The organism is Hyphomonas sp. UBA3601 (assembly GCF_002375605.1).
Classification (GTDB): Bacteria; Pseudomonadota; Alphaproteobacteria; order Caulobacterales; family Hyphomonadaceae; genus Hyphomonas.
In genome coordinates, this window is the sequence record NZ_DFME01000039.1 from 18,227 (window position 1) to 30,281 (window position 12,055).

General features: G+C 58.8%; 9 protein-coding genes. 5 read left to right on the forward strand and 4 right to left on the reverse strand.

Features of this window, described 5'->3' with window-relative positions; translation table 11 throughout:
• Positions 1–5: 5 nt before the first annotated feature.
• On the reverse strand, positions 6–1,460 hold the full coding sequence (locus B4F73_RS04700; RefSeq protein ID WP_290482609.1) for an efflux transporter outer membrane subunit: 1,455 nt from the start codon (positions 1,458–1,460) through the stop codon (positions 6–8).
• A gap of 209 nt (positions 1,461–1,669) precedes the next feature.
• Between B4F73_RS04700 and B4F73_RS04705 the strand changes: the two genes are divergently transcribed.
• Positions 1,670–3,055 carry a sensor histidine kinase gene (locus B4F73_RS04705; RefSeq protein WP_206992194.1) on the forward strand — a complete coding sequence of 462 codons (1,386 nt, stop codon included), beginning with the start codon at positions 1,670–1,672 and terminating at the stop codon, positions 3,053–3,055.
• On the opposite strand, the gene B4F73_RS04710 is transcribed toward B4F73_RS04705, so the two are convergent.
• A complete protein-coding gene (locus B4F73_RS04710; RefSeq protein WP_034816515.1) occupies positions 3,052–3,351 on the reverse strand; it encodes a hypothetical protein in 300 nt (99 codons plus the stop codon). The genes B4F73_RS04705 and B4F73_RS04710 overlap by 4 nt on opposite strands.
• Positions 3,352–3,474: 123 nt before the next feature.
• On the opposite strand from B4F73_RS04710, the gene murI reads away from it, so the two are divergent.
• Positions 3,475–4,347 (forward strand): glutamate racemase, encoded by an 873-nt coding sequence (gene murI, locus B4F73_RS04715; RefSeq protein WP_290480455.1) that lies wholly within the window; start codon positions 3,475–3,477, stop codon positions 4,345–4,347.
• On the opposite strand, the gene B4F73_RS04720 is transcribed toward murI, so the two are convergent.
• Positions 4,293–5,486 (reverse strand): type III PLP-dependent enzyme, encoded by a 1,194-nt coding sequence (locus B4F73_RS04720; RefSeq protein WP_206992196.1) that lies wholly within the window; start codon positions 5,484–5,486, stop codon positions 4,293–4,295. The two genes, murI and B4F73_RS04720, sit on opposite strands and share 55 nt — an antisense overlap.
• A 266-nt stretch (positions 5,487–5,752) precedes the next feature.
• Here B4F73_RS04720 and B4F73_RS04725 point away from each other — a divergent pair, with 266 nt between their 5' ends.
• Entirely contained in the window at positions 5,753–6,853 is a 1,101-nt protein-coding gene (locus B4F73_RS04725) for a substrate-binding domain-containing protein (protein ID WP_290482610.1), read from the forward strand.
• Here B4F73_RS04725 and B4F73_RS04730 read toward each other — a convergent pair whose 3' ends face one another.
• Positions 6,854–7,960, reverse strand: a complete 1,107-nt coding sequence (locus B4F73_RS04730; protein WP_339637046.1) for a glycosyltransferase family 1 protein — start codon at positions 7,958–7,960, stop codon at positions 6,854–6,856.
• A 227-nt stretch (positions 7,961–8,187) separates the two neighbouring features.
• Between B4F73_RS04730 and putA the strand changes: the two genes are divergently transcribed.
• Together putA and B4F73_RS04740 are read left to right on the forward strand one after the other, a co-directional pair.
• Positions 8,188–11,322 carry a bifunctional proline dehydrogenase/L-glutamate gamma-semialdehyde dehydrogenase PutA gene (putA, locus tag B4F73_RS04735; protein ID WP_206992199.1) on the forward strand — a complete coding sequence of 1,045 codons (3,135 nt, stop codon included), beginning with the start codon at positions 8,188–8,190 and terminating at the stop codon, positions 11,320–11,322.
• Positions 11,323–11,333: 11 nt separating this feature from the next.
• The coding region (locus B4F73_RS04740; RefSeq protein WP_290482612.1) for a PdaC/SigV domain-containing protein at positions 11,334–12,055 on the forward strand (722 nt) is incomplete at its 3' end.

Below are 12,055 nucleotides of genomic sequence, written 5' to 3' on the forward strand. Positions count from 1 at the left end.
TGCCGCTATTCTGCGGCGCTTTCTTGCGGGGCTTGAACGGTGGTCGAGGCAGTCTGTACGGGCAGGCCGCCCCCAAGGGCTAGATGGTAGGAAATCCGGTTCGAAGCACGCGATGCGCGCGCGGAAACCAACTGGCTCTCAGAAGTGAGACGCCGGGTCTGGGCATCGATCAGATTGAACACGGTGATCGTACCACTTGTGTACTGGCGCTCGGCCAGTTCTTCGGCAAGGCGAGCCTCTTCCAAGGCGCGCAATTGCGCATCCTCTTGCAGGGCGAGATACGTGTCGGCTGCGATAGCGTCCTCGACTTCTCCCCACGCCGTCAGCGCAATGCCAGCATAGCTCGCAATCGCTGATTCTGCTTGCGCCACAGCGGCATCACGCTGGGCGTCCAGGCGCCCGCCCGTGAACAGTGGCTGGATCAGGCTTGCCACGAGCCGGGCGGCAATCCGCTCTGGATCGACCATGTCTGCAAATTCGGACTCGCTGGTAGAAATAGAGCCGGTCAAGCGCAGGGCGGGCAGCATGGCGAGGCGCGCTTGTTCCGCGCGCAGGCCGGCAGCAATGATACTCGCTTCGGCGCTCGCCACATCCGGGCGACGCGATAGCAACAGCATTGGATTGCCTTCTACGACCAGCGTTTCCAGCACCGGCAATTCAGCCGTGGCTTCGATTTCGGTTGCCGGATAGCGGCCTAGCAGGATTTCCAGCCGACGTGCGGCCTCACCTGATTGCTGACGGCGTTGAGCAATACTGGCTTCTGCGCCAGCAAGTGCGCTGCGTGCGGTGCGCACATCCAATGCTTGGGCCACTCCGCGCTGGAATCGGCGTTCGGTCAGAATGCGAACCCGGTCGCGTGCTTCATAAGTCAGTACTGCCACGCGCTCCTGCGCCAGTGCAGCGTTCAGATTGATCCAGGCAATGGCAGTTTGAGCGGCAACAGACAACTCGGCGGCGGCAAAGTCGGCTTCGGTTGCGGCAAGGTCTGCTTCTGCGGCGGCAATACCACGTCCGAGCCGGTTCCAAAGATCGGCTTCCCAACTCGCATCAATGCCCAGACCATAAATTCCGTCCGTCGCTCGATCAAGATCACCGCCAACTTCGAAGGAATTGGATGTGACTCCAGCGCTGATGGAGCTGTCAATACTGACGGAACGCTGAGAACGGGCCGTGCGGATTGACGCAGCAGCTGCCCGGACAAGTGCGGCGCGTGATTCAAGCGTAGGGCTATTGGCCAGAGCCTCGCGCACCAGACTTTCCATGACCGGATCGCTGAACTGGCTTAGCCAGTCGCCGGTATTCGCCTGACCAGCAACACCTGATGCCGCCCAATCCACTGGAGCGTCAGGCGCGATGGCAAAAATCTCCTCGCGATTTCCATCAATGCCGGGCAAATTTGCCTGTGATGTTGCGCAGGCCGCAAGAATTGCCGGGGCTAGTAGTAGAATTGATCGTGTCATGCCGTCGGCAACGCTCCTTTTTCCAGACGTCGGATACGCCCGCTCTAGTCGACTGTCAATGATAAATTATCGTTTTTCAATAATTACATTTAGTTGCACAAATGCCGCTTGTGGTTGTGATACGTCGTGAAGGGCTTGGCAGATGTCTGGTTGCGTATTAGCGGCTTCGAGACCTGAAGTCTTTGAGTAGTTAGTTAACAGGAGCATGAATGAGCGAAGGCATGTCAGCCGACGCAAAACAGTCCGCTCGTAGCGCCCTCTCGCGGCGCGCGAGAGACTTCATAACGCTTGTGTGCTGCTTCGGTTTTATCCTTCTTTTGATGTGGATTACAGGTGCAATTGGCCTGATTGAGGCGATTGCTGCCCTGTTGGTGGCCATGTCCGTCGCGACAGCCATCTTCGTGGGAACCGCGACGATCCTTCCCATCAGTCCACGGCTCTCGGTTGAGCCAGCGCTCGTTCAGCCGAATATTCAGGAATCTGCCATTCTTTTGGATGCATTGCCGCTGCCGGCTTTCGAGATTGATGACGAGCAACGCATTGTCACAATGAACGAAGAGGCGGAGTTCATTCTGCGGCTTGATGGGCGTGTAAACCCCCGCGCCAGTACCGTCATCCGGTCGCCGGGGCTGCTTTCTGCAATCGAGAATGCGATCCAGACTGGCACGGTCGAGCCGATGGCTGTGGAGGTCGAGAGCGGGCCGGACGAGACGTGGCGGGCGCATGTATCGCGACCCGGCCGGGCAAGACGTACGCTCGTCGTTCTGGAAGACCTCACCCCTGTTCGCCGCGCCGCGCGGGCGCGATCAGACTTTCTGGCTAATGCGAGCCATGAATTGCGCACGCCGCTGACTGCGCTGTCGGGCTTTATCGAGACGATGCGGGGCCCTGCCAAGGATGACAAGGATTCCTGGGACCGATTTCTGGCCATCATGGCCGGTGAGACCGAGCGCATGTCGCGATTGATCGCGGATTTGCTGTCCCTGTCGCGGATCGAGTCTTCTGAACATGTATCGCCGCGCGAACGCGAGGAATTTCGGGACATTGTCTCCGATGCCACACATGCTTTCAGCGCCATCGCGGCGGAGAAGGGGGTACGGCTGGTGGTTCAGTCGGATGATGGGCCCATGCCGGTGATCGCCCACCGCGACGAGATGATTCAGGTCGCGGAGAATCTCGTTTCAAACGCCCTGAAGTATTCAAAGGAAGGCGGACAGGTAATCCTGAGCTTTGGTATAGCCTCCGGTATGGCCGAAGCACGCTTGAAAGCGGGGCAGACCTGGGCCAGCAGCGAGCGCATGACCTTGTTGCCCGCGTCAAGCCGGCCAGGCACGCAGGAGCGCGCCATCTGGATGCGCGTAGAAGATCAGGGACCGGGGATCGAGCGTGAACACTTGCCGCGTTTGGGCGAACGCTTTTACCGCGCCGATCAGAGCCGGGGGGGCAAGATCACCGGCACAGGACTCGGCTTGGCCATTGTGAAGCATATCATGGCCCATCATCGCGGCGGATTCTCGGTAGAGACGCGCATTGGCGAGGGGACGGCTTTCGGAGTCTGGTTGCCTGCTGCCCGCGAGGAGGGTTTGTCCGACTAGTCGCGTGCGCGGCGCGCTGCATCAAACCAGTCGGTCACCATATTGCCTGGCAAGGCGTGCAGATCATGCAACCAGTTTGGCAGATTCTGCAGGGCACCTGCAGTGTCTTCCCAGCGACGCAAATTTACGTCAGCGGCAATCTGAAACGCATCGCGCAATTTGTCTTCGGTCATCGGAGTCGCCATGCCTTTGGGCGCCATGACCGACATGCTTTTCTGAGTGGCAATCAGGGTTTCGAGCGTCGCAGCTGTCATGGACAGGCCCGCGCGCCACGGAGTTAGCCAGAGTTCGAGCATTGCATTACCTCACATTCTTACAACAGACATAGGGCTTAATGCTGCGCTGCACAACAAATCCCGTGCCATTGCGTAATTCATGCCCTGTTTCCGCCACAGCGGAATGCGACTAGGATTCCTGCAATGCCTGCCGATACGCTCCCGCCGAATTTCGTGCCATCCCCCGCCCGGGGCAGGGTGTTGGTATTCGATTCCGGCATGGGCGGTCTGACCGTTGTGGAAGAAATACGCGCCTTGGGACCGGCGCTAGGTATCCATTACTCTGCTGACTCTGCCTTTTTCCCCTATGGTGAGAAGTCCGATGAAGCCTTGCAGGCGCGTTTGCCGGCCGTTGCCAAGGCGCTGTGCGATAAAGTCAAGCCGGATGTCTTTGTGATTGCCTGCAACACAGCGTCGACTCTGGCTCTGCAGGACGTGCGGGCTGCTCTGGATATTCCGGTTGTTGGAACAGTACCGGCTATCAAGCCAGCGGCTCAATTGACCCAGACCGGCACTATCGGTTTGCTGGCAACCCCCGGAACGGTGCGGCGCGCCTATACGGCTGAACTCATTTCCAATTTTGCGCGAGATGTGGACGTTGTGATGCATGGCAGTATCGAACTGGTGAAACTCGCAGAGGCGCATGCGCGCGGCGAGGATCTGCCGATCAATGCCTTCGAGGCAGCCCAGAAGCCTCTGTTCGACGCTCCGGGTGGGGACCGGATCGATACGGTCGTATTGGCGTGCACGCATTTCCCGCTCGTGCGGGCGCAATTGGTGGCCAGTGCCCCGCGGACTGTCAGCTATATCGACTCAGGAGCGGCGATTGCGCGCCAGACCATCCGTGTGCTTCCGCCAGAGACTGAAGCGCAGGGAATTGGGGGCCATGCGTGGCTGACCTCGTTGCCTGAAGACGTGCCAGATCTGGCGCTTGTCCTCAGGCGGTACGGGTTTCCTAACGTTCAGCGTGTGCCGGACGCGCCGATCGAGATCACTTCTGCGCCGACCGCATTGTAGAGACTCGGCCAAGGCGCATCGTGAACGCGGGCGACCAGAGTTTCCCCGAAGCCATTGAAGCGACTGGACATGGCCCGGCCGTAGGCGCCCAGGTTTCCGAATTCCAGATAGTCACCTTCTTCGAGGCCGGCAGGCAGCCAAACTTTGGCAGGGAACTTGTCGGTAGAATCGCAAGTCGGGCCGTACACAGTGTACTCAACAAGTCGGCCAAGCGTGCGTCCATTGCTTGGCAGGGCCCGCATCGGGAACGACCAGCGCTCGTGAACTGCATCATAGAGGGCGCCATAAGAACCGTCATTGATGTAGATTGCGTCATCCTTCACCAACTCAATACGAGCAAGCAGGCTTTCCGACTCGGCAACCAGCGCGCGGCCGGGCTCACACCACAACTCGGCGTTTTCAAGAACGAACATGTTCTCGAAGGCCTGCTCAACCATCGCCGCATAGTCTTCCAGAGATGGCGGAGGATTGTCCGCATAGATCGAAGGGAAGCCACCGCCGACATCCACGATATCAACCGTGACCGAAGCCGCGATGATGATGCGGGACACATCGGCCATAGCCGTCCACCAGGCGGTAGGCTTCATCGCCTGGCTGCCGACATGGAAGGATACGCCCAGTTCGTCCGCATAATGGCGGGCTTCACGCAGGATCTCGGTCGCGTCTTCTGCGCTGGCACCGAATTTACCTGCCAGCGGCAGAGCAGCACCGTCACAGGATACAGCGATCCGTACAATGATCGTAAGGTCCTTGGCGTAGCCGGTTTCCTCGAGGATCTTGTGCAGTTCCTGCATCGTGTCGGTGACAAAAATTCGTACACCAAACTCGTGATAAGCGCGCTGGATGGCGCGGCGGTTCTTCACAGGGTGCAGGAAGGCCATGCGGGCGCCCGGGAATTTGCGATGGATCAGTTCGATCTCTGGCAGCGATGCCGTATCGAAACTGCGTACGCCAGCTTCCCAGAGGGCTTCGAGCACATGCTCGCCCGGGTTCGCCTTCACGGCATAGAATGGCTCGCCAGGGAACTTTTCCTTGAACCATTTTGCGGCTGCAGTGACCCGCTCAGGGCGGAAACACCATACCGGCAGATCAGGCTGCGCATCGGCAACAATATTATAGGGGGTAGCATAGGAGTGCATGACACCTAACCTCCAAAGGGCTTTTAACCAGCTTTGGGCGTTAGTACAGGGGGCCCCCAGTTTAAGGGTTGGCCCAGATGTCCGCCACATCGATTTCGAGGGGCGATGTAGGGGACTCTTTTCGGGCATGCAAGCAAAAATTTCGGGCAACCTGATATTTTTGTCACCCACACATCACATTGAACGGGTAGGGACCTTGCTTTATGGGCATCAGGCCGGGTGCCAACGCCCCTCAGCCAGATGTCGTTCGCCGGAGCCATGATCGCATGACAGCCAGAATTGGCAGTATTCTTTTCCCCCTCGTTCTTTTGTTCTCGGCTGCGTGCGGCCGGACTGACCTGTCTGATCTGGACACGGGGGACACCATCCCGCCGCCACCTGTCAGCGCAGACGGCACACACAAAATTCGCATAGTCGGTTCCTCCACGGTCGCGCCGTTTGCAACAACCGTTGCCGAGCGTTTCGGGGCGACCACGCGTTATCCGACCCCCATAGTGGAAACCACAGGGACGGGCGGGGGGTTCAAGACATTCTGCCAGAAAATCGGACCGGATCGTCCGTCGATCTCGGACGCCTCACGCATGATCACTGAAAGCGAACAGGCGCTGTGCGCCGAAAATGGCATAACCGAAATAACGGCCTTGTCGGTCGGGTTCGATGGGATTGTGCTGGCCAATGCTCGCCAGGCTCCGACTCTCGACCTGACGAAGGAGGAAGTGTTCCTCGCGCTTGCGGCTCACATTCCAGATGGGCAGGGCGGTTTCCGCCCCAATCCCTACAAGAACTGGTCCGAGATCAGTCCGGACTTGCCTGACGAGCCAATCATGGTGCTTGGACCGCCGCCTACATCTGGCACGCGGGATGCCTTCACCGAGCTCGGCATGGAGCAAGGCGCGCTTGCCTTGCCGGAATTGGTGGCGTTAAAGCAGGCTGACCCGGCAGCCTTCCGGCTGCGCACGCATACGATTCGTACCGATGGTGCGTGGATCGACCTTGGTGAAAATGATACGGCGATCATCCAGTCGCTGATCAAGACACCAACGGCTGTGGGCGTGCTAGGCTATTCTTTCCTCGAGCAGAATGGAGATCGCGTGAAGGCGGCGCATCTGGATGGCGTACCGGTGACCTTCGAGGCCATCGCGTCAGGCGAGTATGGCTTGTCGCGCAGCATGTACATCTATGTGAAGAACCAGAATATCCCGCTCGTACCGGGCCTGACCGAATTCGTTCAGGAATTTGTATCAGACCGCGCCATGGGGCCGGATGGCTATCTGCTCGAAAAGGGCCTGATCCCGTTACCGGATGAATTACGCATTGCCGAGCAGGAGGTGGCCCGACAGCTCGAGACAAGGGGTGCCCGCGAATAGCTATAGGCTGGGCAAGGTTGGCTTCTTCCGGCGGCGCAGCCTGATCTTTTGCCAGAACCTCTTGCGGGCGGGGGCTGGCAGCGGCTGCAAATTCTCGATGAAGGCTTCGGCGCAGGCGCGCCAGCTATAGGTCTCAGCATAGGCGCGGCACGTGGCGCGGCTGAGCGAGAGACAGGCGACAGCGCCTTCGGCAAGATTGCCGCCAGCAGGTGTAATCGTCCCCGCATCGGAGCCCGGGATAACATCGCGCGGACCGGTTGCATCATAAGCCGCAACCGGTGTGCCGGACGCCATGGCTTCCAGAACAACAAGTCCGAATGTGTCCGTCATGCTCGGGAAGACAAAGACATCTGCGCCAGCATAGCAGGTCGCGAGTTCTTCATTGAACTTTGCGCCCAGGAAGACGACGTCTTTATAGCGCTTCTGCAATTCCTCGCGCTGCGGGCCATCGCCAATGATCACTTTCGTGCCCGGCAAGTCCAGTTCGGCAAAGGCTTCGATGTTTTTTTCCACGGCGACGCGGCCGACATTCAGGAAAATCGGGCGTGGCAGGCCCTCAAACGGGTCGCCCGGCTGACCTTCCTCGATGCGGCGCTCCGGGGTGAACATGTTGGTGTCCACACCCCGGCTCCAGGCGACGAGATTGATGAAGCGCTGGGCCTCCAGCTCCTTCACCATGGAGGGGGTCGGTACCATGACCTTGCCGGAATATTTGTGGAACCAGCGCACAAAGGAGTATCCAGCCCGGGTGGGGACCGGTAGTCGCGCTGAAACATATTCCGGAAATCGTGTATGATAGGCGGTCGAAAAGGGGTGTTTCACCATGAGGCACATGGCGCGCCCGGCCATGCCGAGGGTGCCTTCGGTAGCGATATGGATAGCGTCAGGCTCGAATTCGTGGAACCGATCTTCAATCCTGCGCCGGGCGAACAGGGCCAGCTTGATTTCCGGATAGGTCGGCAGTGGCATGGTTCGAAACCCCTGGCCGGGATGAACAATCTCCCAGACATGGCCCATAGCCTCGGTTTCTTCGATCACGCGCTTCATTGTGCGCACGACGCCATTAACCTGAGGATCCCAGGCGTCCGTAACGAGCATGATGCGCATGAGCGCTCCTTCAACAGCCTCAGCCAGTCCCGCGCCAATGTGGCCGTGTTGGTGCACTGCGTAAAGAGGCCGGGATGCGTTGAACTTCTCTCGCATCGGGTCATGTGAAAAGATATAGATAATTCGGAATTGGTGCAGATCGGGGCAGGACTAACCCGTTTTCACCACATTCAGGCTGATAATTGCTCCTACGCCTACAGGCTCACACTTACCGGACCAGTACCCATATGGCTGACACGCTCGCGCTTGAAAAAATTGACTGGCATGCACTCGACCAGATTAAGTTTGCGGATGAGGAGGCCTTGCTGGAGGATCTGCTCAAACAGACACCACTATCCGATGACTTGCGCCAGGCAACCATGCGTCGAGCGCTGGAACTGGTCGAGACCGCCCGTGCGCGTGGCCGCGATAAGGGCATGATGGAAAGCTTCCTTGAGGAGTTTGGTCTGTCGAATGCAGAAGGTCTGGCCTTGATGTGTCTGGCCGAGGCGCTGCTGAGGGTGCCCGACGCCGAAACGCGCGATGAGTTGATTGCAGAGAAAATCCGCTCCGGCGACTGGAGCGCGCACCAAGGACAGTCCGAATCCTGGCTGGTAAATGCCTCCACCTGGGGGTTGATGCTGACCGGGCAAGTAATTGGTGTGCCTGCAAGCCTGAAGAAAGGACCCGCGAAGTTTATTCAGGGCCTGATCCGCGAAAGCGGTGAACCGGTCATCCGCGCTGCCATGATGCAGGCCATGCGCATCATGGGTGAACAGTTTGTTCTCGGACGGACCGTGAAGGATGCCCAGAAGCGCGGACGCAGAATGGTCAAGGCAGGGGATGCAGCGCATTTCAGCTTCGACATGCTCGGGGAAGGGGCCCGCACCGCCGAAGATGCCGCGCGTTACCTGAAAGCTTACCAGCACGCGATTGATGGCGTTGCCGCCGAAAAGGATAAATCCACCGCGCCGGAACAAGGTAATGGCGTGTCGGTGAAGATGTCCGCGCTTCACCCGCGCTACGAAGCGGTAAACCGAGCGCGGATCATGGATGAAATGTATCCGTCCGTGCTGGAGCTATGTGAACGCGCAGCGAAAGCCAATATCAACCTCTGTCTTGATGCGGAGGAAGCTGACCGGCTGGTGCTCAGCTTGCAGATTCTTGATCGGCTCGCGCGGGAACCTTCGCTGAGGAACTGGAACGGGCTGGGGCTGGCTGTTCAGGCTTACCAGAAGCGCGCAGGTGATGTGATCGACCGGCTGAAAGATCTCGCCGAGCAGACAGGCCATCGTTTCATGGTGCGGCTCGTGAAGGGCGCATACTGGGACAGCGAAATCAAGCATGCCCACGTCGAGGGCTATCCGAACTTCCCGGTCTTCACCACAAAGGCCGGGACCGACTTCAACTATCTGGCCTGCGCGCGCAAGATGCTGGAAGCCAAGGATGCCATCTACCCGCAATTTGCCACGCACAATGCGCACTCGGTTGCCGCGATCGAGATGCTCGCTGATGAGATTGGGAACTCGACATTCGAGTTCCAGCGCTTGCATGGTATGGGAGAGGCGCTCTATGGGGCTGCCGGTCTAGGCCGCCGCGTACGGGTCTATGCACCTGTCGGTGCGCACAAAGACTTGCTTCCATATCTGGTGCGACGCCTGCTGGAAAATGGCGCGAATACAAGCTTTGTACACTCCTTCCTTGATCCGGACGTGCCGCCTGAACAGGTTGTGGCGGATCCCATCGTCAAGGTGGAGGTCGGTCCCCGACGTCACCCGCGCATCCCGACGCCGCCACGGCTGTATGGCGCTGAACGTCGCAACTCCACCGGTCTCGACCTCAGCCAGCGCAGTGTGCGCGATGAGATGGCCGCCGCGATCAAGAGTTTCCGGGACAGCCCTTCGATTGCGGCTGGACCTATCGTGTCTGGCAAAGCGGTCACAGGTGGTGGAGAGATGATCCGCGTGCCGTTCGATACCGAGACCGTTCTTGGCAGCTGCCGGGAAGCGCAGGATGACGATATCGACCGGGCACTGACGGCGGCGACCCGGTTTCAGCCCGGCTGGGATGAGCTCGGCGGCGCGGAGCGAGCGAAACATCTGCGTGCCATGGGCGACGCGCTTGAGGAAAATGCCGAACGGCTGATCGCGCTGATGGCTCGCGAAGCCGGCAAGACGTTGGCGGATGGTATTGCGGAAGTCCGGGAAGCAGTCGATTTTTGTCGCTACTACGCCATGCAGGCGGAAGCGGAATTCACGACACTGCAGAAATTACCCGGGCCGACTGGCGAAACCAATCACATCTCCCTGCACGGCCGCGGTGTATTTTGTTGCATCAGTCCATGGAACTTCCCGCTGGCTATTTTCACGGGTCAAGTTTCCGCGGCATTGGCTGCGGGTAACACGGTGGTGGCAAAGCCGGCAGAACAGACGCCCCTGATTGCGTTCGAGGCGGTGAAACTGTTCCAGAAGGTCGGGTTGCCAGGTGACGCCTTGCATCTATTGCCGGGCGGGGGAGAATCGGTTGGCGCCAAGCTGATCGGCGACCTTCGTGTATCCGGCGTATGCTTCACCGGCGGGACGACGACAGCCCGGATCATCAACAAGACACTGGCGGACCGCGACGGTCCGATTACACCGCTGATCGCCGAAACAGGCGGTTTGAACAGCATGTTCGTCGATACAACGGCGCTGAGAGAGCAAGTCATAGATGATGTTATTGACTCCGCCTTTGGGTCAGCGGGCCAGCGTTGTTCCGCGCTTCGGATCGTGTTCCTGCCGAACGAGACTGCAGACCATCTGATCGAAGGCTTGATCGGTGCGATGGACGAGCTCAACATCGGTGACCCCGGTCAGCCAAACACCGATTTGGGTCCCGTGATCGATGCAGAGTCCCGCGCTTCCCTTCAGGCCTATGTCCAGATGATGAAGGACGAGGCTACGGTGTTGCACCAATTGTCGCCCGGCCGGATCGGCGAAACGGGCTATGGGTTTGGTCCCGCGCTGATTGAGCTGAGTTCCATCGACCAGATAACTGAGGAGAAGTTCGGCCCGATCCTTCATGTACTGCGGTACGATCCGGATGACATTGCTGAAGTTGGCGCAATGATGAGAGGCAAGGGATACGGACTGACACTGGGCGTTCATTCGCGGCTCGAAAGCTTTCAGCAGGAGGTGCGCGACGCCTATCCTGTTGGCAATACGTACGTGAACCGGTCAATGACGGGGGCTGTTGTGGGTGTACAGCCCTTTGGGGGAGATGGCTTGTCTGGCACCGGCCCGAAGGCCGGTGGCCCGCACTACTTGCATCGTTTCGCAACTGAGCGCACCCTGACGGTGAACATTACGGCACAGGGCGGGGACGCTGAGTTGCTCAGCCTATAACGGAGTTTTGCATGAAGAGACTTGCCTTGATTGCGTTGACGGGGGCGCTTTTGCTGGCGGCTGGGTGTCAGAAACAGGTTCGGGACTTGTCGGACGTGAGTGAAACGTCAGGTGAGGTTGACGAGGCAGGTGAAGAAGACACCGCGATTGATGTTGCGACCATTGCTTCGGTAGACGAACTTCCCCGCGAGATCATCGTCGATGATGAGTTTCTCAAGGCTGAGGTCACAATTGATGAGGCCGTGTTCTCCAAGGCGCCAGCCATTGGCATGGATCTGGTAGAGAATGCACAAATCCGGATCGTGGCGATGTCGGAAGACGCCCAAGCCTACAAAGCGGCAGACCCGGATTACTTCCGAGCCTATGGCCTACGGATCAATTGGGATATCGTAGCTGAGAGTGGAAATGTTGTGAGCCTCGAAGGCTTCCATTATACGTTCACTGGCGGCGCACATGGAAATTACTTCACCGCTGGACGGCTCTATAACGGAGCGACTGGCGAACCGATGCGGCTCAGCAGTTTTCTTCGTGAACCGCAGGCTGCCATTCAGACGCACATGAATGAAGTATGGACGGAAATAGCCCGGCAAAAAGTCAAGAAGAGCGGAAATGTATCAGACCTTGAGCGCTTCAGGAGTGAGGCGATGGAGCTGGTTAGCGCTGACATGGTTCTCGCGGGGGAAGTGAACTTCGTGCCATCGACTCTGCCCGGCAGGTTCGGCGGGTATGCAGT